Consider the following 23,054-nt stretch of genomic DNA (forward strand, 5'->3'; position numbering starts at 1 on the left):
TCTGCTACGCATGCGGTATCAAGAAGGAATGTGCAATGACAACGGAAATTAAAGTAGAGCGCGGTTTATTCGATGAGGTGATGGTACCTTGCTATAACCCGATGGAAATGATCCCTGTAAGAGGCAAAGGCTCACGTATTTGGGATCAGGACGATAACGAGTACATCGACTTTGCTGGTGGTATTGCAGTGAGCTGCTTGGGTCATTGTCATCCAGTAATGGTTGATGCGTTGACTGAGCAAGGCAACAAGCTGTGGCATCTAAGTAACGTGATGACGAACGAGCCGGCACTTCGCCTTGCGAAAAAGCTAACTGAAGTGAGCTTTGCTGAGCGCGTATTCTTTGCTAACTCGGGCGCAGAAGCCAACGAAGCGGCACTGAAATTAGCACGCCGTTACGCGGCAGATGTTCATGGCCCTGAAAAATCAGAAATCATCGCATTTAAACAAGGTTTCCACGGTCGTACATTCTTTACTGTGACGGTTGGCGGTCAAGCGGCTTACTCAGACGGTTTTGGTCCTAAGCCAGGCGATGTTACGCACTTACCATACAACGACATCGAAGCACTTCAAGCACACATGTCAGATCGCACATGTGCAGTTATGATGGAGCCGCTACAAGGTGAAGGCGGTATCGTGCCACCAACTCCGGAATTTGCCCAAGCAGTACGTGAACTGTGTGACAAGCACAACGCGCTACTTATCTTTGATGAAGTTCAAACGGGTAACGGACGTACTGGTCATTTCTATGCTTACCAAGGTCTAGGTATCACGCCAGACATTCTAAGCACAGCGAAATCACTGGGTGGTGGTTTCCCTATCGGTGCAATGCTAACAACAGCAAAACTGGCTGAGCATCTGAAAGTGGGCACTCACGGTTCAACATACGGTGGTAACCCATTGGCATGTGCAGTGGCAGAAGCGGTCGTTAACGAAGTGACAAAACCAGAAGTGCTTGCTGGTGTTTTAGAGCGCGAAGCGCTGTTCCGCGCAGGTCTAGAAAAGATCAATGCGAAGTACAACCTATTCTCTGAAGTTCGTGGCAAAGGTCTATTGCTAGGCGCTGCGCTGAATGAAGAGTGGCAAGGCCGTGCACGTGATGTGCTGGTTGCTGCAGGTAAACAAGGTCTATTGGTATTGGTTGCGGGTGCCAATGTCGTGCGTTTCACACCATCACTCGTTATCACACAACAAGAAATTGAAGAAGGCTTGGCGAAACTGGATAAAGCTATCGCGACTTTAGTTTAAGCGCGATATCAGTTTAAACGTCAACGCAGACACCCCCGTCAAGGATCTCTGATGGGGGAATTGTTCCTACAATATAGTTAGGATCTTCTTGCATCTGGAGGGAGTATTGATGCTAGTAGTTCGCCCTATCGCGATGTCGGATTATGACGCGCTGCACACCTGTGCGGTGGAGTCTGGTCACGGATTTACATCTCTACCGGTTAACGAAGAACTGTTAACCAATCGAATCAAACACTCGGAGTACAGCTTTGGTAAGCCCGACGTGACCGAACCCGGTGACGAAGGCTACCTAATGGTGGGTTTTGACTCTGAATCGGGTGAGGTTGCGGGTACCACCGGAATCGAAGCATCTATTGGCTGGGACGTACCGTTCTACTCATATCACATCAGTAAAGTGGTTCACTCTTCGCCAAAACTCGGCGTAAATAACGTCGTTAAACTACTGACATTTGGCAACAACTACACGGGGAACAGTGAGATTTGTACGCTGTTTCTACGCGAAAAATATCGCCAGGGCTTAAATGGCCGTCTGATGTCTAAGTGCCGTTTTCTTATGATGGCGGAGCACCCAGAGCGTTTCTCTAAAACCATCTTTGCCGAGATGCGTGGCGTCTCTGATGCGAATGGTAATTCTCCATTCTGGCAATGGTTACAAGAGCACTTCTTCTCTATTGATTTCACACTTGCAGATTATCTTACCGGCATCGGCAAGAAAGGCTTTATCGCTGACTTGATGCCAAAGCTGCCAATTTACATCAACCTATTGAGCCCAGAAGCACAAGCGGTGATTGGTCAAGTGCATGACAACACGCGCCCAGCGCTGAAGCTGCTAGAGCGTGAAGGATTTACCAACCGTGGCTACGTCGACATCTTCGATGGCGGTCCAACGGTTGAATGTGACTTACGCAATATCGAATCGGTACGTCATTCATTCCGTGCTCAAGTCAAAATCTCAGCGCATACCAGCACTCAAGACTTCTTGATGTGTAACTCGTCATTCGAGAACTTCCGTGCCGCTGCAGCAAAAGCCGCGTACGACGCAGAAACGCAAAGCGTTGTGTTGGCGCCTGAATTAGCTGATGCGCTCTTGGTGAAGGAAGGGGATTTCGTTCGCCTTCTACCGCAGTAACAGACGACAGAATTTAAGGATAGTAACAATGACACATTGGATTGCAGGTGAATGGGTACAAGGTCAGGGTGAAGAGTTTGTGTCTCTGTCTCCGTACAACCAAGAAGTAATTTGGCGCGGTAACGGTGCAACGGCGGAACAAGTAGACCAAGCCGTTGCTGCAGCGCGTGCTGCGTTCGTCGAATGGAAAAAGCGTCCATTCGCTGAACGCGAAGCAATTGTGTTGGCTTTTGCTGAAAAAGTGAAAGAAAACAGTGAAAAAATTGCCGAAGTGATCGCGAAAGAAACGGGTAAACCAATTTGGGAAACGCGCACAGAAGCGGCAGCAATGGCTGGCAAAATCGCTATTTCTATTCGTGCCTACCATGACCGTACTGGTGAAGCGACTCGCGAAGCTGCGGGCAACCAGATTGTATTGCGACATCGTCCTCTTGGCGTAATGGCGGTGTTTGGGCCATATAACTTCCCTGGTCACTTACCGAATGGCCACATCGTTCCTGCCTTGCTAGCGGGGAACACAGTTGTGTTCAAACCATCTGAGCAAACGCCTTGGACTGGCGAGCTAGCTATGAAATTGTGGGAAGACGCGGGTTTACCAAAAGGCGTGATCAACCTTGTTCAAGGTGCGAAGGAAACCGGTATTGCGCTGGCTGATGCGAAAGGTATTGATGGCATTCTGTTTACGGGCAGTGCGAACACGGGTCACATTCTGCATCGTCAGTTTGCAGGTCAACCAGGCAAGATGTTAGCGCTAGAAATGGGCGGCAACAACCCGATGGTCATCTCTGATAACTATGGTGATTTGGATGCAACGGTGTACACCATCATCCAATCGGCATTCATCAGTGCTGGTCAACGTTGTACTTGTGCTCGTCGTCTATACGTGCCGTTTGGTGAGAAAGGGGATGCTCTGATCACTAAGCTGGTGGAAGCGACGAAAAACATTCGCATGGATCAACCATTCGCAGAACCTGCGCCATTTATGGGCCCACAAATCTCTGTGGCTGCGGCGAAGTTCATACTTGATGCGCAAGCAAACCTGCAATCTCTAGGCGGTGAAAGCTTAATTGAAGCAAAAGCAGGAGAGGCGGCGTTTGTTTCTCCAGGCATCATCGATGTGACTAACATTGCCGAGTTGCCAGATGAAGAATACTTCGGACCGCTGCTGCAAGTCGTGCGCTATGAAGGTTTGGATAAAGCCGTCGAGCTGGCGAATGACACGCGCTTTGGCCTGTCGGCAGGTCTTGTATCAACAGACGATCAAGAATGGGAATACTTTGTTGACCACATTCGCGCAGGCATCGTAAACCGCAACCGTCAATTGACGGGCGCAAGTGGTGACGCCCCATTTGGTGGCCCTGGTGCATCAGGCAACCTTCGTCCAAGCGCCTACTACGCGGCGGATTACTGTGCTTACCCTATGGCATCTATGGAAGGGCAGGAGACGGAATTACCTGCGACATTGAGCCCTGGCGTGACGCTTTAAGTTTCAATAACAGGGTCACGACCATGCATCGTGGCCCAATGTGCTGACGCATCATTTAGGTTTGGGTAGTACGCGTTGGCATTACACGGCAAGTGAGCACAGACTCAAAAAGCGTGTTTGACTGACTGACATTTACCGTCACAGGTTGATGGTTGCTCGTTCATTATTCTGGACAGCTTTTGGGCTGTGAACGAGCGACCACACTCTTATCTTAATCCTACATCTCGTAACAAGGAGTCGTTATGACGCCCGATGTGTTATTTGAATCGCTATGGCAAGACTACATCCAACGTCTTTGTCCTTCTGCTGCTAAGGTGCATCAACTTCTACAAGAAGATGAGGCTCTGATTAATGATCATATTGCTTTACGCACTTTCAATGTTGAACCGCTAGGTATCGAGACATTGGCGAAACCGTTTTTAGCTGCTGGCTATAAAGCGTGTGGGGACTACGTATTTGAGAGCAAAAAACTGGTCGCAAAACACTATGAGCACCCAGATCCGAAGCAGCCTAAAGTCTTCATCAGTGAGCTGAAAGTCGAAGAGTGTTCGCCAGAGCTGCAAGATATTGTGGCGAAACTGGTTGCGCAAGTGGATGCTGAAAAACTGTCGGGCAGTGCATTTCTGCATGGCGGTCGCTTATGGGAGCTAAGCTTTGCTGATTACCAAACGTTGGCTAAAGAGAGCGAGTATGCGTCTTGGCTGGCCGCGCACGGTTATGGTGCTAATCACTTTACGGTGAGTGTGAATCAGTTGAATCAACACGATGAAGTCAAACAGGTTAACGACCATCTTCGTCAAGCAGGGTTTGTTATCAATGAGTCGGGCGGTGAGGTGAAAGGCTCGCCGGAAGTGCTGCTTGAGCAATCGTCGACAATGGCAGACAAAGTGCCAGTGACCTTCGAAGAAGGTTCGGAAATTATCCCAGGTGGCTTTTACGAGTTTGCTAAACGTTACCCAATGGAGAATGGCGAGTTGTATCCAGGATTTGTTGCAGCATCAGCAGACAAAATTTTTGAAAGTACTAATGGCTAAACGCAATGGAATACCTCGGGCTAACGTTGTTGTTTGTTAGCCTCTTGCGACCTAGGGTTTGACTGAGTTGCAAGGTGAATAACAAAGTAAATAAAAAGCCACCAATGTCGCCATTGGTGGCTTTTATAATTTTGTTCGTGTCACTCTAAATTGAGATTAACGAGTACCGTAAACAACTATAGTTTTACCGTGCGCAGAGATTAGGTTCTGCTCTTCTAGCATCTTCAAGATACGACCTACTGTCTCACGAGAACAGCCAACGATTTGACCGATTTCTTGACGAGTGATCTTGATTTGCATGCCGTCTGGGTGAGTCATTGCATCTGGTTGTTTAGCAAGGTTCAGAAGCGTCTGAGCGATACGACCAGTTACGTCTAGGAACGCTAGGTCACCCACTTTTTGGCTAGTTACTTGAAGACGACGAGCCATCTGCGCAGAAAGACGCATTAGGATGTCTGGGTTTACTTGGATAAGCTGACGGAACTTCTTGAAAGAAATTTCAGCAACTTCACAAGGAGATTTAGCGCGAACCCAAGCTGTACGCTCTTGGTCTTCTTCGAATAGACCAAGTTCACCAATAAAGTCACCTTGGTTTAGGTAAGAAAGAATCATTTCCTTACCTTCTTCGTCCTTGATAAGAACCGCAACAGAGCCTTTAACGATGTAGTACAACGTTTCAGCTTTTTCACCTGCGTGAATTAGCGTGCTCTTTGATGGGTACTTATGAATATGACAGTGTGAAAGAAACCACTCTAATGTTGGGTCGGTTTGAGGTTTACCTAGAACCATAATATCTCACTTCCTCTGCAGGGTACGCTTGCGCTATCCATATTTTAGCTAAGCCTGAATTAGGCTTACTAGAATAAGAGCACTTTTTATATGCTGCAAGCTCTCTTGTGTTTCGGTAAGAAATAGTATCCTTTTTCGAAAACGATTTCTTGATTTTAATCGTGCCATGATTGAGATTTTGTAAGCAAAACTGTGCACATGATCACGGTATGAAAAGTAAACATCTAGCCCGCTACGTTTTTAGCCAATTTTTCCTGTTTCAATCAGCTGTTGTAGGATAGGCCTAACTATGAGCTCCATTGCAAAGCTCATTTTGCCGCCTGGCACAACAATGGTGTTGTGGCGCGACATAAATGAGCCATCAATCATGGCCAGCAGATATGGGAAGTCGACATTCTTAATGCCGCGCAGACGAATCACCACAAAACTTTCATCTAAACTCGGAATACCTTTGGCGTTAAGCGGGTTGGAGGTATCGACGGTTGGGACGCGTTGAAAGTTGATGTGAGTACGAGAAAACTGCGGAGTGATGTAATTGAGGTAATCGTCCATTGAGCGCACGATTGAGTCCATCACCGCTTCACGCGAATGGCCGCGATCGCGAGTGTCGCGCACGAATTTTTGGATCCACTCTAAGTTCACAATTGGCACCATGCCAATTAAGAAATCCACATGCTGAGCAACATTAACATCGCCATCGACCACGCCACCGTGCAGTCCTTCATAAAACAGCACGTCACTGTTTTCAGGTAAGTCTTGCCACGGTGTAAACGTGCCAGGCATTTGATTGTAGGGAACCGCTTCGTCAAACGTATGCAGATAACGGCGCACGCTGCCAGTGCCGTCATGACCGAACTTACGGAAAAACTCTTCTAATCCCGGGAAGTCATTCGCTTGCGGACCAAAGTAACTGATGTGTCGGCCTTGCTCGCGGGCTTTGCGAATTTCGATGTCCATTTCAGGGCGAGTAAAGCGATGGAAGCTGTCTCCTTCCACCCATGCCGGCCTGATGTTCATCATATTGAACATCTTGCGGAATGCTTCAGACGTCGTGGTTGTGCCGGCACCGGATGAACCAGTAACCGCAATGATTGGGTGTTTAGCTGACATGACAAACCTTGTCGAAAATTACGTACCTGTAAAGTGCAGCAGCGAACCGCTGCACGGTCGATAACCCACTATAGCATGTAACAACGACTTGTCATCGAGTGGGATACGGTAAAAATGTGAACGTGCTAAAACTTTGCTTTGAGTTGAATATCAACCGTTTCATGCAGTTCTGAGAACACGATGACGGCTTCACCTTTTTCTAGTTGCGTCTTCACTTGATCGATTTTGTTTTGCAGTGAAATTTCAACCGCGCCATAGTCGGTGCCTTCGCGTAGTACGAACTCACGAATTAGATTTTCCAGTGTTTCTGGCGCGATGTCTTGCCAAGGAATGATCATAAATACCTCAAACTTTTATGATGAAAGGCTAGTTTACTGTGTTCGCGGTTTGGATACAGCTGAAAGGTACTCTGCCGCGACACTTTCGTAGTACGCGGGCAGGGCTTCCTCTAACCAGAACTTTGGTTTTAACGCCGTACCAGTCAGAAAACCAACGTGTCCGCCGTGCTCAAACAGACGGTAATCAATGTTATCTGGCAGAACAAATTTGGGGATCACCTCTTCGGTCATGAACGGGTCGTCTTTGGCGTGGATGATCAAAGTTGGCAAGGTGATCTGCTGTAACTTGCTCAATCCTGAGCATTGATCGTAATAATCTTGTGCATCCTTAAAACCATGCAGAGGTGCAGTGATCAAGTCATCAAATTCGTACAGACGAGTGACGCGCTTGATGGAGTTGTACGACAGCGCCAATTCGCCATGCAGTAGATGATGTTTTTGTAGAGCATTCCGTTTGAGAGAAGAGAGTAGGTAACGGCGATACACTTTGGAAAAGCCCTGCTCAATTCGATTGGCACAAGCCGCCAAATCCAGTGGTGCAGAGACGATGGTGGCCGCTTTTAAAATCGGGTCATCTTTGTATTGGGCTAAGTAGTTCGCCAGCATATTGCCACCAAGGGAGATGCCGACGGCGACTTTTGGATTGTTTGGAAAGCGCAGATGAAGGTGTTCCAAAAAGAAGCGAGCGTCCGTTACTTCTCCTGAATGGTATGCGCGAGCTTTTTTGTTCGGTTTGCCGCTACAGCCACGAAAATGCATCATCACCGATAACCAACCAGATTTCGCAAACGCATTCATCAGGCCATTTGCATACGGGCTGTAGAAGCATCCTTCCAAACCATGAAACAAAACGAAGATGGGTTTGTTCTGCGCGGGTTCTTTGGTGGGGTCTTCACTCCAAGCGAGATCGAGGAAGTCGCCATCGTCGGTATCCAGTGTCTGCCAAATAGGCGTAAACAGCGCTTTTTTACGAATAAAGCGCGGTAAAAGGGTCTGAAGGTGCGGGTTCTTGATCCCGGCGGCTGCGAAAAATTGTGTCATACCTAACTGCTCTTATATGGTCCTTCATGTCAGTTGAAGAACTTATTAATATAATCCTTTATAAAGATTATAGGTATTCTACAGCGTTATGAGTGTTTTGGTGGGTGAATGTTTGGCACAGGGATAGCAAAGGCTTGTTGCAAATGCTCTCCACCAAGCTGACGACAGTATCTGAGCGTGAGTGGATCGCCATCGTTTTTAATCAGTGTAAGTGAGTTAATACAGTCGACCAAATCGGCTTGTTGTTGCTTTTCGAGTTGCAGTTCAAACTGCAGGCTTTCTCGATATAACGCATCGTTCACTTGGGATTTTAGATGACGTCGCAGGTCGCGAAAAGAGTGTAGCAGCGTTTCACTACGGCCAAGGCAGCTTTGAACCAAATGCCAATCTTTCTCTTGGAAGATAAGCTGCTGCTCGTCGAGCCAACGGAGCAGCAGTAATAGATTCACGTTACCGTGGTAATTGTTTTGCAATGATAAACACGCTTCTTTTACTTCTCGCACGCCATAAAACTGCAGGCTGAACTGCCAAAGGTGTTCTAGGGTAAGAGTGTATTCCGCGTGTTTGTTTGTCATTGGTTAAACTCTAGCTCCATCTGCTCCAGTTCTTCCTGAGCAGACATCCATTCCATTTCCACTTCTTCAAGTTCTGATTTGCTCGAAGCTTGAAGGGCCAGCACTTCATTTAGTTTAGCTTTATTTTCGGCTTCATACAGTGAGTTATCCGCCAATTGTTCTTCAGCCTCTGCCAGTGCTACACCTAACTTATCCATTTTATTTTCTAATTGTGTCAGGGTTTTGCGAATTGGCGCCGTCAGTTTACGAAATTCCGCTTCGCGACGTTTTTGCTCTTTCTTCGCAGCGGCACTGTTTGCGGTATCTTTAACTGGTTGCGACGCTTGTGCTTCTTTTCGCTCGGCTTTTTGTTGTTCAGTCAGCCACTTGTAGTAGTCGTTTAGGTCACCATCGAATGGCGCAACTTGGCGATCATGCACTAAGTACAAATCATCGGTGGTTGCGCGCAGTAAGTAACGGTCGTGTGAAACAATCACCATCGCACCTTCGAACGTTTGCAGAGCCATGGTTAACGCTTGGCGCATGTCTAAGTCTAGGTGGTTGGTTGGTTCGTCGAGTAGCAATAGGTTTGGTTTTTGCCACACGATCAATGCCAGCACCAAGCGTGCCTTTTCACCACCAGAGAACGGTGCGACTTTTTCTAGCGCTTTGTCGCCTTGGAAACCAAAACTACCTAGGTAATCGCGCAGTTGCTGCTCTGTTTGATCCGGTGCGATCTGCATCATGTGCTGCAGTGGTGTTTCTTCTGGGTGCAACGTTTCCAACTGGTGCTGAGCAAAGTAGCCGATCTTTACGCCTTGCGAATAGGTGAGATCGCCACCTTGCGCTTTAAGTTCACCTGAAAGCAGTTTGATTAAGGTCGATTTACCTGCGCCGTTGCGGCCAAGCAAACCAATACGGCTGCCCGGTACTAAGTTCAGACGAATCTTTTCTAAAATTAGGTTGTCGCCGTAACCTGCCGATACGTCGTCCATCATCATGATTGGATTTGGCAGCGCAGCTGGTTGACGGAATTCAAAGCTGAATGGGTTATCGAACTGCGCGGGCAAGACTTTTTCCATGCGTTCTAGCGCTTTGATTCGGCTTTGTGCTTGGCGCGCTTTCGACGCTTTGTAGCGGAAGCGGTCGATGTAGCTTTGCATGTGCGACATTTGCTTTTGTTGCTTCTCGAACATCGCTTGTTGCAGCATCATTTTTTGCGCACGTTGATTTTCGAATGACGAGTAGTTGCCCGTGTATTCGTTCAGCTGTTGGTTTTCGATATGGATGATGCGACCAACGATCGGATCTAGGAAATCTCGGTCGTGCGAGATCAAGATCAGTGTGCCAGGGTAGTTCTGCAGCCAGCGTTCTAGCCACATTACGGCGTCCAAATCCAAGTGGTTGGTTGGTTCGTCGAGCAGTAGTAGATCGGAACGACACAATAGTGCTTGAGCCAAGTTAAGGCGCATACGCCAACCCCCAGAGAACTGAGTTAAGTTCCAGCTCATCTGTTCTTGGCTAAAGCCAAGGCCGTCAAGCAATTCTGCCGCACGGGCACGGATGCTATAACCGCCAATGGTTTCGATCTTGCCGTGAATTTCTGCCACCAGCGTACCGTTGTCTTTTTCTTCGGCAACCGCTAGCTGTTGCTCAAGACCACGGTATTCGCGATCACCATCAATGACGTATTCCAGTGCGCTGCGTTCTAAAGCAGGTGTTTCCTGCGCTACCCACGCCAATTCCCAATGCTGAGGTTGGCTGAACGAGCCCGCGTCAATCGACAGTTCATCTTTCAGTAGAGCAAATAAGGTCGATTTACCACAGCCGTTTTTGCCAACCAGACCCACTTTGTCACCTGGGTGAATGGTTGCCGATGCTTGGTCTAAAAGAGGTTTACCGCCACGCAGTAACTGAATATCAGAGAAGGTAATCATAGGGTTTTTGTTCACTTTGCGCAGCGCGCGTTTCTTGGTCGTTGATCTCGCGATGAATAGTAGGGCTATTGACGGGAAAAGTCGATCACTGAGCTTTAATTGCATTATGCTATACAAAAAAGTATAACAATTTGATAACGGATAAAAATCACCACAAGGACGACCATTTGGCTGTAGCAGCGTCTATTCTCCCAAGAGTTCTGGTCATTTATGCCCACCCAGAGCCACACAACTCCATTGCCAATCAAGTGATGATAAAGCGAGTGCAATCACTTGAGCACGTGACGGTGCACGATCTTTATGGCGCTTATCCTGATTTCTTTATCGATGTGAATCACGAACATGATCTACTGATGAATCATGATGTGATTGTCTTTCATCATCCTCTTTATATGTATTCATGTCCGGCGTTGTTGAAAGAGTGGTTAGACCGAGTACTCGGCAAGGGCTTTGCGTTTGGCGATGGTTCTGCACTGGAAGGCAAATATTGGCGCAGTGTGATCACCACGGGTGGTAAAGAAGAAGCCTTCAGTGCTAGGGGGTATAACAAGTACCCGTTAGAGCAGATTCTGCAACCGTTCGAGTTGACGGCTGCACTATGTCAGATGCATTGGATGGAGCCGCTGGTGCTGTATTGGTCGCGCAATGTTTCTGATATTGAACGCTATGAACACGCGGAGCAGTATCGTCGATGGCTGAGTCATCCTCTTGATGAGTGGGAAGCGTTGCACCAAGGAGGTCAGCATGGCGATAACCAGTGAGTTTCTACAAAGCAGTGTCGTGTTTCTGTCGGCGGCGGTGATTGCTGTTCCTTTGGCGCAGCGATTTGGCTTAGGTTCAGTGCTTGGCTATTTGTTGGCAGGGGTATTGATTGGCCCATGGGGATTACGCCTGATTAGCGATGTCGATGCGATTCTGCATTTTGCCGAGCTCGGGGTGGTGTTACTGCTGTTCTTAATTGGCTTGGAATTGAACCCGAAAAAATTATGGCAAATGCGAGGGCCGATTTTAGGTCTTGGCGGCGCGCAAGTTGTGGTGACGACGGCGGTTATCGGTAGCATTGTCAGTTTGTTTGGCTTGAGTATGCAGGTGAGTTTGGTCATCGGCATGGGTCTCGCTCTTTCCTCTACGGCCATTGCACTCAAAGTGATTGAAGAGCAAGGCCTCAATGGCACCGAAACCGGGCAGTCTGGTTTTGCTGTGCTGCTTTTTCAAGATATCGCCGTCATACCGATGTTGGCTATGTTACCGCTTTTGGCTGGTGAACAGAATGTAGGTAGTTGGTTCGATGCTTTTACCGTTTTAGGCAGTGTCGTAGCCTTGTTGATTGGTGGTCACTTTTTATTGCGCCCTTTGTTTCGTTTTGTCGTGATGAGTGGGGTTCGCGAGCTATTTACCGTGGCTTCACTCTTGGTGGTGTTAGGCATTTCGGTGGTGATGCAAAAACTGGGCTTGTCCATGGCGCTAGGAACTTTCTTAGCTGGAGTGTTGCTGGCCGAAAGTGAATATCGCCATGAGCTAGAAATCGCTATCGAGCCGTTTAAAGGCTTGCTGCTTGGTCTGTTTTTTATCGCGGTTGGCATGGCGGTAAACTTAGGCTTACTGGCGTTGCATCCTCTTGAAATTCTTGGTGCGGTGGTGGCTTTGGTTGTGGTGAAAGGTTTGGTGTTGTACGCCCTAGCCAGGGCGGGGCGAGTGCGAGAAAAAGCACGTAGCCGTATGGCCGCCATCTTGAGCCAAGGTGGTGAGTTTGCTTTTGTGATTTTCACCGCGGCAAGCCAAGAAGGCATTTTATCCAAAGAACAAGTGGCGTTTTTGTTGGTTGTGGTGAGCCTATCGATGGTGACCACGCCACTCTTGTTGATGGGACAAAAGAAGTGGTTCGCTCATACGCTTAATCAGGAAGAAGAGAGCGTCACCAGTCACGTGGTTGATCGTCGTCCTCGCGTCATCATTGCGGGTTTTGGTCGTTTTGGGCAAATCGTTGGACGCTTAATGTACGCCAATAAAATCAAAGTTACGGTATTGGAAAGTGACGCCAGCCAAATTCACTTACTGCGTAAGTACGGTTACAAAGTTTTTTATGGCGATGCCACGCAAATCGATTTGTTGCGCGCCGCTGGCGCAGACAAAGCGGAAGCGTTAGTGATTTGTACAGACTCGCCGGATGAAGTGATGGCGATTGTCGATATCTGCCGTACGCATTTTCCGAATCTCAAATTGCTCGCTCGTGCTCGAAGCCGAGTGGAAGCCTATCAGTTGATGAGCCATGGTGTGCAAAACTATTCGCGTGAGACTTTTTTAGGCGCACTGGATCTTGGTCGTCAAACTCTGGTTGAGTTAGGCATGCACCCATATCAAGCAAAGCGGGCAGAAGCACATTTTCGTAAGCTCGATAATGCTATGCTTAAAGACTTGCTGCCTCAGCATAATGAAGATAAGAAGCTCGCCCAAAGAGCCAAAGAAGCTCGTAAAGAGCTAGAAGAAATTTTTGGTCGTGAGATGGAAAGCGATCACCAGTCGCCTAATCATTGGAAGTAGTACCCGCAGACCTAAGCGGGAAAAGGAACAAAAGTGAAAGCCAAGAAACGTTTTATCGCGGGGGCAACTTGCCCACAGTGCAGCCAGCAAGATACCCTACGCTGGTGGATAGAAAACAATATTGAGTTAGTCGAGTGCGTTGAATGTGACTACACCGAGCAGCGTAAACCGCAATCTGTAGAGAAAAATAAACACTCCGCGCAGGAAATGATTGGGATTTTTAAGCCTGAGTAATTGAACTTCGATAATTGATCCCCATAATACTACCATCGCAGTACTTAACCCCATTCTGGTTAAGTCAATTAATCTCTCTGGAGTTAGTATGAAAATTGAAAAGAACGTTGTTGCAAGCCTTGCATACAAAGTAATGATGGAAGACGGTGTAGTAGTTGACCAATCAACTGCAGACGCGCCTCTAGATTACCTTCACGGTCACAACAACCTAATCACAGGTCTTGAAAAAGAGCTTGAAGGTAAAGTGGCTGGCGACAAGTTCTCAGTAACTGTAGCTCCTGAAGATGCATACGGTGAACACAACGATGCTCTAGTTCAGCGCGTTCCTGCTGACGTATTCCAAGGTGTTGATCAAATCGAAGTTGGCATGCGTTTCCTAGCAGACACTGACCAAGGTCCAATCCCTGTAGAAGTGACTGAAGTAGATGGCGACGAAGTGGTTGTTGATGGTAACCACATGCTAGCAGGTCAAACTCTAACATTCGAAGTTGAAGTAATGGCAACTCGTGAAGCAACAGCAGAAGAGATCGAACACGGTCACATTCACCAAGCTGGTGGTTGTTGTGGTGGTCATGACCACGATCACGACCATGAAGGCGGCTGCTGTGGCGGCGAAGAGAAAGGCGACGACCACGAATGTTGTGGCGGCGGCGGTTGCGGTTCTCACTAATCGCATGCTCTTCACTAGATAAACGCATCTAGCAAAACTTTAAAAAAGCGCAAGTTGAGGTTTCAACTTGCGCTTTTTGTTTATCTGCGGTGTAGTGCAAATCATACAAGGAATAACAGTTGGACAAAGCGATGACGAAACCGTTCTCAATTGCCATTCACGGCGGAGCAGGCACCATTTTGCGTGAACAAATGAGTGATGAACTTCAGCAATCCATCTTGGCAGACTTAGAAGCAGCGGTAAAAGCAGGACACCAAATACTCGAACAAGGCGGAGAAGCGCTTGATGCGGTGGTCGCTGCGGTAAAAGTGCTGGAAGACTCTCCCAACTTTAATGCGGGTAAAGGCTCGGTTCTTACTCACAACGAAATGGTAGAAATGGATGCCTCTGTGATGGATGGTCGCAACCTTGCCGCTGGTGCTGTCGCGGGCGTTAGACACATTAAAAACCCGATCGAGTTGGCTCGGGATGTGATGCTCCGCAGCAACCATGTGTTGTTGGTTGGTGAAGGTGCTGAGAAGTTTGCTTTTGAACAAGGCCATCAATACACCGAACAAGATTACTTCTTCACAGATCGCCGTTATGAACAGCTGCTCTCAATGCGTGAGAAAGGTTTGTTTGCGTTATCTGAGTCTCGTTACCCGGATGATCGTAAACACGGCACCGTAGGCGCAGTGGCGTTAGACCAGCAAGGCAACTTAGCTGCGGCGACCAGTACGGGTGGGGTAACCAATAAGCAATATGGTCGTGTTGGAGATTCTGCACTGATAGGCTGTGGCACGGTGGCTGAGAATGGCGTGGTGGCAGTTTCAACTACGGGTGTTGGTGAGTTCTTTATTCGTAAACGTGTTGCGGAAGATGTAGCAGCACGCATGCGTTATTTGCAAGAGGACGTACATACCGCGTGTGAAGCCATTATTCAGGGAGATCTCAAAACCATGGGCGGAGAAGGTGGCCTGATTGCCATTGATGCGAATGGGGAGTTGCATTTCGCTATGAACAGTACCGGGATGTATCGTGCGGGTATCAATACTCGTGGTGAGTTGTGTGTGAAAATCTACGCTAACGACTAACCGTTCGACGAGCCACCGTGCAATTACAACAAAGCCCAGCATAAGTCTGGGCTTTGTTTTGTCTTTCGCGTATTGATCAGTAATGCGGCGGCGGTGGCTCGTTGGCTGGATCTTCCATATTCGAAGAATCCATATTTTTCACTTTGCCTACTACGTACTTCATTTGATCTTGCATCTTCGTGATCTGCAATTGTTGTTGTGACAATGCACTGTTCAGATCTTCGATTGTTTGCTCTTGGAACGCCACCTGACACTCTAAGTCGTTGATGCGTGCTTCCAATTGCTCAATGAGTTTTTCTGTCATGACCCGTTCTCTAGTTGCCAAGCTTGGGCGATGCCCGCCGATGTGGCAGTAATTACACGTTGCTTAGAATCAAAGGCAGCATCATACACGACCGCGCGAGGAGGGCGAGTATCTTTTTTCGGCTCGACTTCAAATCCGTCAATGCGCTTTCCGCTCTGCGTATCCCAAATCGAGACGCGGCCTGAAGGTGTTCCCGTTACCAGTCGAGAGCCATCATCAGAAAAACGCGCGGTAGAGAAAATCAACTGGCGCGACCAACTGCTGAGTTGCGAAACCTTTTGACCCGTTTCTAAATTCCAAATGATCGCTTGATTGCCACCGTCTGACGTCATGGCGAGTTTGCCATCTCGTTGCAGTGCCACGCGCACAACACGTTGTTCATGTTCAAAAGTTCGTAATACCTGACCAGATTCAGTATCCCAGAGGTAAGCTTTGTAGTCGTTACCGCCTGTCAATGCGAATCGACCATTAGGAGAGATGGCGACAGAGTTGACTTTTTCTCGGTGAGCGAGGAACTCCAAGCGACGACCGGTGACTAAGTTGACGTAAATGGCTTTACCGTTTGAGAGCCCGAGTAGCACTTGTTCACCGTTGCTGGTGATGTCGATGTCGCGAATTAACGCGTCAGAAATGGACCACAGCCCTTGTGCTTGCGTCCAGCCAAGGTCCCAAACGGCAAAGTTCATTTGACCTGCGGTTACAGCAAAACGGCCGTTGTCTGAAATACGAATATGAGATACCGCGTTGCCATCTGCATCAAGCTCTCCAAGCGTTGCGAGTTTTTTGTTTTGCTCTAGGTCCCACAAAACCAAGTGGTGTTCTTCAGAGTAGAGCAGGGCAAATCGACCATCTCGGCTGAGTCCAAAGCTCGTTGAGCCCTGCGGTTCGAGTGGCCAACGTTGAACTTCATGCTCGGTAAAAAAGCAACCATTTAACGTGGTGATGACAATTAAATATAGGAATAAATGAGAAATTCTTTGCATCACATCTAATAATCCGGTTTGTGTCTTAAGACATATAGCTAGTATATTGGTATAACGATTGTCTTCACCAGTCTCATATAAGATTTGTGCACAATAACCAATGGCGAAGCCATTATTGGGAGAATTTAATGAAATCAGTTTTAAAAGTGTCGCTACTTGCTGCAACAGTAATGCTAGCGGTAGGTTGTCAGAAAGAAGAAACAAAACCAGAAGCAGCACCTCAAGCAGAACAAGTTCAAGCAGAAACAGGTAAAGCGGTTCACTTTAAAACCGACGACGACAAAGCGGCATACGCAATCGGTGTTTCATTTGCTAACTACCTAAGCACTAGCATCGAAAAACCAAGCGAAATCGGTATCAACCTAAACAAAGACCTTGTTCTTAAAGGTATCGAAGATGTCTTTAAAGGCAACGCAGAGCTAAACGAAGAAGAAACACGTGCTGCTCTAGAGTCTCTAGACAAGCGTGTTGCTGAGAAGATGCAAGCACAAGCAGCAGAAAAAGCAGCGGCAGCGAAAAAAGCTGGCGATGATTTCCGTGCGGAATTCGAAAAGCAAGAAGGCGTAGTGAAAACAGACACAGGTCTTCTATACCAAGTAATCACACCTGCTGAAGGCGAGAAGCCAAAAGACACTGACACTGTACAAGTACATTACAAAGGTACGTTGATTGACGGTACTCAGTTCGACAGCTCTTACGATCGTGGTGAGCCAGCAACGTTCCCTCTAAACCGTGTTATCCCAGGTTGGACAGAAGGTGTTCAGCTAATGCCAGTGGGTTCTAAATTCAAATTTGTTATCCCGCCAGAGCTTGCATACGGTGACCAAGACACACCAAGCATTCCAGCAAACTCAACACTTGTATTTGAAGTTGAGCTACTAAAAGTTGAGAATGACAAAGCTGAGCAATAAGAACGAGCTGAGCTAAGTTATTGAAAAAGGTCCGTTTAACGGGCCTTTTTTGTTCTAGGTCACTAGTTGGTGAGTTTGCTAGGTTGCGTTTCAAATTTTCTGATAAACTTACACCAATTTGTTGATTTTTCGCTCGAAGGCTTATGACAACTACAGAAACAATAAATGCGGAGATGTTGCTCGAAATGGAATCGGTTAACGTGATGCCATTTACTGAGCACGACAAAATCATCTTGAGATCTTACGAAGCGGTCGTGGACGGTATCGCGAGCCTGATCGGTCCGTTTTGTGAAATCGTTCTTCACTCTCTGGAAGACTTAAATACCTCTGCAATCAAAATCGCCAATGGCGAAAACACCGGCCGCCAAGTAGGTTCGCCTATTACTGACTTAGCGCTAAAAATGCTGAAAGATATTGAAGGCTCTGAGCGTAATTTCTCACGTTCTTACTTCACACGAGCTAAAGGCGGCGTACTAATGAAGTCAATCACTGTTGCTATCCGCAACGGTGAAAATCGCGTAATTGGTTTGCTGTGTATCAACGTCAACCTTGATGCGCCATTCTCGCAAGTGTTGCAATCTTTCATGCCAACGCAAGAAGCGAAAGAAGCCGCTTCATCGGTGAACTTCGCGAGTGACGTAGAAGAGCTGGTGGACCAAACCGTTGAACGCACGATTGAAGAAATCAATGCGGATAAATCGGTATCGAACAACACTAAGAATCGTCAGATCGTGATGGAGTTGTACGATAAAGGCATCTTCGACATCAAAGATGCCATCAACCGTGTTGCCGATCGTCTTAACATTTCAAAACACACCGTGTACTTATACATTCGTCAACGTAAAACCGAGGACGAATAAGCGTGGGTGGATTAACTTACACGCTGGTGGTAAATGGCTCTGTTTACGGCAGCCAATCGGCACGCAGCGCATACCAATTCGCACAAGCAGTCATTGAACAAGGGCATACTCTGGTGAGTGTGTTCTTTTATCAAGATGGTGTGACCAACGGTACTGCGTTAAGTGTGCCAGCTAATGATGAGTTTGATTTGACTAAAGCATGGCAAGGTCTCGCTAAAGAACATGATGTGCGTTTGGAAACGTGTGTCGCTGCAGCGCTGCGTCGTGGCATCATTAGTGAGGATGAAGCCACTCAACATGGTTTAACACAAAACAATCTTGCAGAAGGTTTTGTACAAGCGGGTTTGGGCAGTCTAGCCGAAGCGATGTTAACCCAAGACAGAGTGGTACAGTTTTGAGTCAGTTAACTTATCTATTTCGAAGCGCACCGCATGGCAGCGCAGCTGGTCGCGAAGGCGTTGATGCGCTTTTAGCGGCTTCCGCGTATTGCGAAGATATCACCGTGATCTTTATCGGAGATGGCGTGTATCAACTTCTGTTAGGGCAAGAACCTAGTGGTATCTTAAGCAAAGATTACGCGCCGATGCTCAAGTTATTCGATCTATACGACATCGAACAGGTGTTTGTGTGTTCAGAATCGTTAGCGCAGAGAGGATTGGCTCAAGCTGATCTCGTTATAGATGCTCAAGCACTCAGCCTTGAGCAAGTAAAAGAAAAACTGCAGCAAGCTGGCAAGTTACTGTCATTCTGAGGACGCTATGTTACACATCATCAAAACTGTTTCAGCCTTAGAAGATGCATTCGCATTGTATAGCGAACAAGATGCAGCCTTGCTGATTGAAGATGCTGTCTACGCCGCAAATCCACAGCACAAGGCGTTTAGCCATGTAAAACACGCCACTGTGTTCGCATTAGAAAGCGATATTCAAGCGCGTGGAATGGCAAATCGTATCAGTCCATCAGTGACTGTCGTAGACTACGTTGGCTTTGTCGAATTGACGGCAAAACACGATAAATCTCTCACCTGGGATTAATACACCTTTCCTGTCGATAAAGCTTTACGGATGAATTGCTCTAATTGAACAAAAAAGATCCGTATATTTCTTGACACACCTCTCACTGCTGCATAGAATTTTGCGTCCCTAACTGCCAATGGTGGCTAGGGATAGATTTTTCACAAAGCTTACTTTCAAGTAAATCAGGAGCTAGTTAATGGCAACTATTAACCAGTTGGTACGTAAGCCACGTGCAAAGCAAGTTGTTAAAAGCAACGTGCCTGCACTAGAAGCGTGCCCACAAAAACGTGGTGTATGTACTCGTGTTTACACTACTACACCTAAAAAACCTAACTCAGCACTTCGTAAAGTTTGTCGTGTACGTCTGACAAACGGCTTCGAAGTTACTTCGTACATCGGCGGTGAAGGTCACAACCTTCAAGAGCACTCAGTTGTTCTAATCCGTGGTGGTCGTGTTAAAGACCTTCCAGGTGTGCGTTACCACACTGTTCGCGGCGCACTAGACTGTGCTGGCGTAAATGACCGTAAACAAGGTCGTTCTAAGTACGGTGTGAAGCGTCCTAAGTCTTAATGGATTCCGTTAAGTAAGGCCAAACACTAAATTATTTTTAATTTTTTGAAAAAACTGAAAAGTTTTGGATAAAACCTGAAGAAGACAACGGAGATAAATCCATGCCACGTCGTCGCGTCATTGGTCAGCGTAAGATCCTTCCAGATCCAAAATTCAAATCTGAATTGCTGGCAAAATTCGTTAACATCCTAATGGTTGACGGTAAAAAATCTACTGCAGAGAAAATCGTTTACACTGCACTAGATTCTATGGCTGAAAAGTCTGGTAAAGACCACTTAGCTATTTTTGAAGAAGCTCTTGAAAACGTTCGCCCAGCGGTAGAGGTTAAATCTCGCCGTGTTGGTGGTTCAACTTACCAAGTTCCTGTAGAAGTACGTCCGGTTCGCCGTAACGCACTTGCTATGCGTTGGTTGGTTGAAGCTGCGCGTAAGCGTGGTGAAAAATCTATGGCTCAACGCCTAGCTGCTGAAATGCTAGACGCGTCTGAGAACAAAGGTACTGCTGTTAAGAAACGTGAAGACGTTCACCGTATGGCAGAAGCGAACAAAGCGTTTGCACATTACCGTTGGTAATACCTTTTCAGTGCTGCAAGGTTCCTTGCAGCACTTCTTTAGTTCCTATGCCTATGCTAGGAACTATTGCTATATCTAGGGGATAGCATTTTTTAGCTATAGCAATAGTCCCTATCTCTAAGTTAAGAGGATTCAATCGTGGCTCGCAAAACTCCTATTGAGCACTACCGCAATATCGGTATCTGTGCTCACGTAGATGCAGGTAAAACAACCACTACTGAACGTATTCTGTTCTACACTGGTCTGTCTCATAAAATCGGTGAAGTTCACGATGGTGCAGCAACCATGGACTGGATGGAGCAGGAGCAGGAACGTGGTATCACTATCACTTCAGCTGCGACGACTACTTTCTGGCGTGGTATGGAAGCACAGTTCCCTGAGCATCGCGTAAACATCATTGATACTCCAGGACACGTTGACTTTACGATCGAAGTAGAGCGTTCTCTTCGTGTACTTGATGGTGCAGTGGTTGTGTTCTGTGGCTCGTCTGGTGTTGAACCTCAGTCTGAAACAGTATGGCGTCAAGCTGACAAATACCACGTTCCTCGCATGGTGTTTGTAAACAAGATGGACCGTGCAGGTGCAGACTTCCTACGCGTTGTGGATCAAATTAAAAACCGTCTTGGTGCGAACCCTGTTCCAATCCAACTAAACGTTGGTGCTGAAGAGGACTTCCGTGGTGTTATCGACCTTATCAAGATGAAGATGATCAACTGGAATGATGCCGACCAAGGCATGTCGTTCACTTACGAAGACATTCCAGCAGATATGATCGAGCTTGCTGAAGAATGGCGCAATCACATGATTGAGTCAGCAGCAGAAGCAAGTGAAGAGCTAATGGACAAGTACCTTGAAGAAGGTGAATTGACCGAAGCTGAGATCAAACAAGCTCTACGTACTCGCACACTAAACAACGAAATCGTACTGGCTACTTGTGGTAGTGCGTTCAAAAACAAAGGTGTTCAAGCGGTACTGGATGCAGTAATCGAATTTTTGCCATCGCCATCTGACGTACCTGCAATTAAAGGTGTTGACGAGAAAGATAACGAAATTGAGCGTCACGCAGACGACAATGAACCGTTCTCAGCACTGGCGTTCAAGATCGCGACAGACCCATTCGTGGGTACGCTTACTTTCATGCGTGTTTATTCTGGTGTTGTTAACTCAGGTGACGCGGTTTACAACTCTGTAAAAGAGAAGAAAGAGCGTTTTGGTCGTATCGTTCAGATGCATGCAAACAAGCGTGAAGAAATCAAAGAAGTTCGCGCTGGTGATATTGCTGCTGCTATCGGTCTGAAAGATGTAACGACAGGTGACACACTGTGTGACCAGAACCACAAAGTGATTCTGGAGCGCATGGAATTCCCTGAACCAGTTATTCAGATCGCTGTAGAACCTCGTTCTAAAGCAGACCAAGAGAAAATGGGTATCGCGCTAGGTAAACTGGCTGCGGAAGATCCATCATTCCGCGTAGAAACGGACGACGAAACAGGTCAGACTCTGATCTCTGGTATGGGTGAACTTCACCTAGATATCATCGTTGATCGTATGAAGCGTGAATTCAGCGTTGATTGTAACGTTGGTAAACCTCAGGTTGCTTACCGTGAAACCATTCGTGGTAAAGCGGAAGTGGAAGGCAAGTTCGTTCGTCAATCTGGCGGTCGCGGTCAATACGGTCACGTATGGGTCAAACTTGAGCCTTCAGAACCTGGTGAAGGTTTCGTATTCGTAGACGAAATCGTGGGCGGTGTGATTCCTAAGGAATACATTAGTTCGGTAGCGAAAGGTATCGAAGAGCAAATGAATAGTGGTGTTCTAGCGGGTTACCCTGTCCTAGATATTAAAGCTACACTATTTGATGGCTCTTACCACGATGTAGACTCAAGCGAGATGGCGTTTAAGATCGCTGGCTCGATGGCATTCAAGAAAGGTGCACTAGAAGCACAACCTGTGATTCTAGAACCAATGATGAATGTCGAAGTAACCACTCCGGAAGATTGGATGGGTGACGTTGTTGGTGACCTAAACCGTCGTCGCGGTATGATCGAAGGTATGGATGAAGGTGTGGCTGGTCTTAAGATCATCCGTGCTCAAGTTCCACTATCTGAGATGTTTGGTTACGCAACTGACCTACGTTCTGCAACTCAAGGCCGTGCGTCTTACTCTATGGAGTTTAACGAGTACGCTGAAGTGCCGAAAAACTTCGCAGATAAAATTATTGCAGAGCGTGGTTACTAATTGACGATTGAACTACAAAAAGTTTACGACTTTTTGCGAGATCAAGCCGTCCAAATATTGCGCTAACGGGCGTTGGCGCATAAAATAACAATTTCTGGCGCGTCGTAGATCAATAATGATCACGGCGAATCATAACTAGGAAGGAACACGATCGTGTCTAAAGAAAAATTTGAACGTACGAAACCGCACGTTAACGTTGGTACTATCGGCCACGTTGACCACGGTAAAACAACTCTAACTGCTGCTATCTGTACTACTCTAGCTAAAGTGTACGGCGGTGAAGCGAAAGACTTCGCATCTATCGATAACGCTCCAGAAGAGCGTGAGCGCGGTATCACAATCGCAACTTCTCACGTAGAGTACGACACTCCAAGCCGTCACTACGCGCACGTTGACTGTCCAGGACACGCTGACTA

The 23,054-nt window shown here is 47.2% G+C and carries 26 protein-coding genes; 18 read left to right on the forward strand and 8 right to left on the reverse strand.

Annotated elements, in window-relative coordinates:
* Positions 1 to 35 precede the first annotated feature (35 nt).
* The 4 genes from ACF8CV_RS07600 to ACF8CV_RS07615 all read left to right on the forward strand — a co-directional run bounded on the left by ACF8CV_RS07600 (position 36) and on the right by ACF8CV_RS07615 (position 4,896).
* Complete coding sequence (locus ACF8CV_RS07600; RefSeq protein WP_005458126.1) at positions 36 to 1,247, forward strand: aspartate aminotransferase family protein; 1,212 nt, start codon at positions 36 to 38, stop codon at positions 1,245 to 1,247.
* Between the two features lie 109 nt (positions 1,248 to 1,356).
* A complete protein-coding gene (astA, locus tag ACF8CV_RS07605; RefSeq protein ID WP_005458129.1) occupies positions 1,357 to 2,376 on the forward strand; it encodes an arginine N-succinyltransferase in 1,020 nt (339 codons plus the stop codon).
* Between the two features lie 28 nt (positions 2,377 to 2,404).
* A complete protein-coding gene (astD, locus tag ACF8CV_RS07610; protein ID WP_005496530.1) occupies positions 2,405 to 3,862 on the forward strand; it encodes a succinylglutamate-semialdehyde dehydrogenase in 1,458 nt (485 codons plus the stop codon).
* A gap of 242 nt (positions 3,863 to 4,104) precedes the next feature.
* Complete coding sequence (locus tag ACF8CV_RS07615; protein WP_017449501.1) at positions 4,105 to 4,896, forward strand: DUF1338 domain-containing protein; 792 nt, start codon at positions 4,105 to 4,107, stop codon at positions 4,894 to 4,896.
* A 156-nt stretch (positions 4,897 to 5,052) separates the two neighbouring features.
* Here ACF8CV_RS07615 and crp read toward each other — a convergent pair whose 3' ends face one another.
* The 6 genes from crp to ACF8CV_RS07645 all read right to left on the reverse strand — a co-directional run bounded on the left by crp (position 5,053) and on the right by ACF8CV_RS07645 (position 10,665).
* Positions 5,053 to 5,685 (reverse strand): cAMP-activated global transcriptional regulator CRP, encoded by a 633-nt coding sequence (gene crp / locus ACF8CV_RS07620; RefSeq protein WP_005381432.1) that lies wholly within the window; start codon positions 5,683 to 5,685, stop codon positions 5,053 to 5,055.
* 240 nt (positions 5,686 to 5,925) lie between these two features.
* Positions 5,926 to 6,795 (reverse strand): phosphoribulokinase, encoded by an 870-nt coding sequence (locus tag ACF8CV_RS07625; RefSeq protein ID WP_005458134.1) that lies wholly within the window; start codon positions 6,793 to 6,795, stop codon positions 5,926 to 5,928.
* Positions 6,796 to 6,920: 125 nt separating this feature from the next.
* Positions 6,921 to 7,133 (reverse strand): YheU family protein, encoded by a 213-nt coding sequence (locus ACF8CV_RS07630; protein ID WP_005458136.1) that lies wholly within the window; start codon positions 7,131 to 7,133, stop codon positions 6,921 to 6,923.
* Between the two features lie 33 nt (positions 7,134 to 7,166).
* Positions 7,167 to 8,174, reverse strand: a complete 1,008-nt coding sequence (locus ACF8CV_RS07635; protein WP_005496534.1) for a hydrolase — start codon at positions 8,172 to 8,174, stop codon at positions 7,167 to 7,169.
* Between the two features lie 86 nt (positions 8,175 to 8,260).
* Positions 8,261 to 8,749: a TIGR02444 family protein gene (locus ACF8CV_RS07640; protein ID WP_005458139.1), complete on the reverse strand. Its 489-nt coding sequence runs from the start codon at positions 8,747 to 8,749 to the stop codon at positions 8,261 to 8,263.
* Positions 8,746 to 10,665 carry an ABC transporter ATP-binding protein gene (locus tag ACF8CV_RS07645; RefSeq protein ID WP_021449774.1) on the reverse strand — a complete coding sequence of 640 codons (1,920 nt, stop codon included), beginning with the start codon at positions 10,663 to 10,665 and terminating at the stop codon, positions 8,746 to 8,748. Before ACF8CV_RS07645 ends, ACF8CV_RS07640 begins: the two co-directional genes overlap by 4 nt.
* A gap of 167 nt (positions 10,666 to 10,832) precedes the next feature.
* Between ACF8CV_RS07645 and kefG the strand changes: the two genes are divergently transcribed.
* The 5 genes from kefG (at position 10,833) to ACF8CV_RS07670 (ending at position 15,183) form a co-directional block, all read left to right on the forward strand.
* Positions 10,833 to 11,426 carry a glutathione-regulated potassium-efflux system ancillary protein KefG gene (kefG, locus tag ACF8CV_RS07650; protein ID WP_025578685.1) on the forward strand — a complete coding sequence of 198 codons (594 nt, stop codon included), beginning with the start codon at positions 10,833 to 10,835 and terminating at the stop codon, positions 11,424 to 11,426.
* Positions 11,410 to 13,206, forward strand: a complete 1,797-nt coding sequence (gene kefB, locus ACF8CV_RS07655) for a glutathione-regulated potassium-efflux system protein KefB (RefSeq protein WP_005464769.1) — start codon at positions 11,410 to 11,412, stop codon at positions 13,204 to 13,206. Before kefG ends, kefB begins: the two co-directional genes overlap by 17 nt.
* 33 nt (positions 13,207 to 13,239) lie before the next feature.
* On the forward strand, positions 13,240 to 13,440 hold the full coding sequence (locus tag ACF8CV_RS07660; protein WP_005464767.1) for a YheV family putative zinc ribbon protein: 201 nt from the start codon (positions 13,240 to 13,242) through the stop codon (positions 13,438 to 13,440).
* An 88-nt stretch (positions 13,441 to 13,528) separates the two neighbouring features.
* Positions 13,529 to 14,110, forward strand: a complete 582-nt coding sequence (slyD, locus tag ACF8CV_RS07665; protein ID WP_005464765.1) for a peptidylprolyl isomerase — start codon at positions 13,529 to 13,531, stop codon at positions 14,108 to 14,110.
* Between the two features lie 131 nt (positions 14,111 to 14,241).
* Positions 14,242 to 15,183, forward strand: a complete 942-nt coding sequence (locus ACF8CV_RS07670) for an isoaspartyl peptidase/L-asparaginase family protein (RefSeq protein ID WP_005496537.1) — start codon at positions 14,242 to 14,244, stop codon at positions 15,181 to 15,183.
* 76 nt (positions 15,184 to 15,259) lie between these two features.
* On the opposite strand, the gene ACF8CV_RS07675 is transcribed toward ACF8CV_RS07670, so the two are convergent.
* Positions 15,260 to 15,487, reverse strand: a complete 228-nt coding sequence (locus ACF8CV_RS07675; protein ID WP_005458294.1) for a SlyX family protein — start codon at positions 15,485 to 15,487, stop codon at positions 15,260 to 15,262.
* Positions 15,484 to 16,470 carry a WD40 repeat domain-containing protein gene (locus ACF8CV_RS07680; RefSeq protein WP_017449506.1) on the reverse strand — a complete coding sequence of 329 codons (987 nt, stop codon included), beginning with the start codon at positions 16,468 to 16,470 and terminating at the stop codon, positions 15,484 to 15,486. The genes ACF8CV_RS07675 and ACF8CV_RS07680 overlap by 4 nt, the downstream gene beginning before the upstream one ends.
* 128 nt (positions 16,471 to 16,598) lie before the next feature.
* Here ACF8CV_RS07680 and fkpA point away from each other — a divergent pair, with 128 nt between their 5' ends.
* The 9 genes from fkpA to ACF8CV_RS07725 form a co-directional block, all read left to right on the forward strand.
* Entirely contained in the window at positions 16,599 to 17,381 is a 783-nt protein-coding gene (fkpA, locus tag ACF8CV_RS07685; protein WP_005458290.1) for an FKBP-type peptidyl-prolyl cis-trans isomerase, read from the forward strand.
* Between the two features lie 143 nt (positions 17,382 to 17,524).
* Positions 17,525 to 18,241 (forward strand): transcriptional regulator, encoded by a 717-nt coding sequence (locus tag ACF8CV_RS07690; protein ID WP_005438378.1) that lies wholly within the window; start codon positions 17,525 to 17,527, stop codon positions 18,239 to 18,241.
* A 2-nt stretch (positions 18,242 to 18,243) separates the two neighbouring features.
* Positions 18,244 to 18,639: a sulfurtransferase complex subunit TusD gene (tusD, locus tag ACF8CV_RS07695; protein ID WP_005458288.1), complete on the forward strand. Its 396-nt coding sequence runs from the start codon at positions 18,244 to 18,246 to the stop codon at positions 18,637 to 18,639.
* Positions 18,636 to 18,992, forward strand: a complete 357-nt coding sequence (gene tusC / locus ACF8CV_RS07700; RefSeq protein ID WP_005458285.1) for a sulfurtransferase complex subunit TusC — start codon at positions 18,636 to 18,638, stop codon at positions 18,990 to 18,992. Before tusD ends, tusC begins: the two co-directional genes overlap by 4 nt.
* A gap of 7 nt (positions 18,993 to 18,999) precedes the next feature.
* Positions 19,000 to 19,275 (forward strand): sulfurtransferase complex subunit TusB, encoded by a 276-nt coding sequence (gene tusB / locus ACF8CV_RS07705; protein ID WP_005481146.1) that lies wholly within the window; start codon positions 19,000 to 19,002, stop codon positions 19,273 to 19,275.
* A gap of 178 nt (positions 19,276 to 19,453) precedes the next feature.
* Positions 19,454 to 19,828 (forward strand): 30S ribosomal protein S12, encoded by a 375-nt coding sequence (gene rpsL / locus ACF8CV_RS07710; protein WP_004399892.1) that lies wholly within the window; start codon positions 19,454 to 19,456, stop codon positions 19,826 to 19,828.
* A gap of 101 nt (positions 19,829 to 19,929) precedes the next feature.
* Positions 19,930 to 20,400, forward strand: coding sequence for a 30S ribosomal protein S7 (gene rpsG, locus ACF8CV_RS07715; protein ID WP_005488949.1), 471 nt, complete (start codon positions 19,930 to 19,932; stop codon positions 20,398 to 20,400).
* A gap of 138 nt (positions 20,401 to 20,538) precedes the next feature.
* Positions 20,539 to 22,638, forward strand: a complete 2,100-nt coding sequence (gene fusA, locus ACF8CV_RS07720) for an elongation factor G (RefSeq protein ID WP_005496543.1) — start codon at positions 20,539 to 20,541, stop codon at positions 22,636 to 22,638.
* 153 nt (positions 22,639 to 22,791) lie between these two features.
* Positions 22,792 to 23,054, forward strand: a 263-nt coding sequence (locus tag ACF8CV_RS07725; protein ID WP_245398261.1) for a GTP-binding protein, incomplete at its 3' end; no start/stop codon positions are given.

The organism is Vibrio sp. zbq_1 (assembly GCF_043102935.1).
Lineage (GTDB): Bacteria > Pseudomonadota > Gammaproteobacteria > Enterobacterales > Vibrionaceae > Vibrio > Vibrio parahaemolyticus.

Bases quoted from the DNA above. Each gene is read 5' to 3' on its own strand.
- tusB (WP_005481146.1), top strand. From the start codon at position 19,000: ATGTTACACATCATCAAAACTGTTTCAGCCTTAGAAGATGCATTCGCA.
- slyD (WP_005464765.1), top strand. From the start codon at position 13,529: ATGAAAATTGAAAAGAACGTTGTTGCAAGCCTTGCATACAAAGTAATG.
- fkpA (WP_005458290.1), top strand. From the start codon at position 16,599: ATGAAATCAGTTTTAAAAGTGTCGCTACTTGCTGCAACAGTAATGCTA.
- rpsG (WP_005488949.1), top strand. From the start codon at position 19,930: ATGCCACGTCGTCGCGTCATTGGTCAGCGTAAGATCCTTCCAGATCCA.
- ACF8CV_RS07675 (WP_005458294.1), bottom strand. From the start codon at position 15,487: ATGACAGAAAAACTCATTGAGCAATTGGAAGCACGCATCAACGACTTA.
- ACF8CV_RS07670 (WP_005496537.1), top strand. From the start codon at position 14,242: ATGACGAAACCGTTCTCAATTGCCATTCACGGCGGAGCAGGCACCATT.
- ACF8CV_RS07690 (WP_005438378.1), top strand. From the start codon at position 17,525: ATGACAACTACAGAAACAATAAATGCGGAGATGTTGCTCGAAATGGAA.
- rpsL (WP_004399892.1), top strand. From the start codon at position 19,454: ATGGCAACTATTAACCAGTTGGTACGTAAGCCACGTGCAAAGCAAGTT.
- ACF8CV_RS07635 (WP_005496534.1), bottom strand. From the start codon at position 8,174: ATGACACAATTTTTCGCAGCCGCCGGGATCAAGAACCCGCACCTTCAG.
- ACF8CV_RS07680 (WP_017449506.1), bottom strand. From the start codon at position 16,470: ATGCAAAGAATTTCTCATTTATTCCTATATTTAATTGTCATCACCACG.
- kefB (WP_005464769.1), top strand. From the start codon at position 11,410: ATGGCGATAACCAGTGAGTTTCTACAAAGCAGTGTCGTGTTTCTGTCG.
- crp (WP_005381432.1), bottom strand. From the start codon at position 5,685: ATGGTTCTAGGTAAACCTCAAACCGACCCAACATTAGAGTGGTTTCTT.
- astA (WP_005458129.1), top strand. From the start codon at position 1,357: ATGCTAGTAGTTCGCCCTATCGCGATGTCGGATTATGACGCGCTGCAC.
- astD (WP_005496530.1), top strand. From the start codon at position 2,405: ATGACACATTGGATTGCAGGTGAATGGGTACAAGGTCAGGGTGAAGAG.
- ACF8CV_RS07630 (WP_005458136.1), bottom strand. From the start codon at position 7,133: ATGATCATTCCTTGGCAAGACATCGCGCCAGAAACACTGGAAAATCTA.
- ACF8CV_RS07645 (WP_021449774.1), bottom strand. From the start codon at position 10,665: ATGATTACCTTCTCTGATATTCAGTTACTGCGTGGCGGTAAACCTCTT.
- ACF8CV_RS07600 (WP_005458126.1), top strand. From the start codon at position 36: ATGACAACGGAAATTAAAGTAGAGCGCGGTTTATTCGATGAGGTGATG.
- ACF8CV_RS07640 (WP_005458139.1), bottom strand. From the start codon at position 8,749: ATGACAAACAAACACGCGGAATACACTCTTACCCTAGAACACCTTTGG.
- ACF8CV_RS07625 (WP_005458134.1), bottom strand. From the start codon at position 6,795: ATGTCAGCTAAACACCCAATCATTGCGGTTACTGGTTCATCCGGTGCC.
- ACF8CV_RS07615 (WP_017449501.1), top strand. From the start codon at position 4,105: ATGACGCCCGATGTGTTATTTGAATCGCTATGGCAAGACTACATCCAA.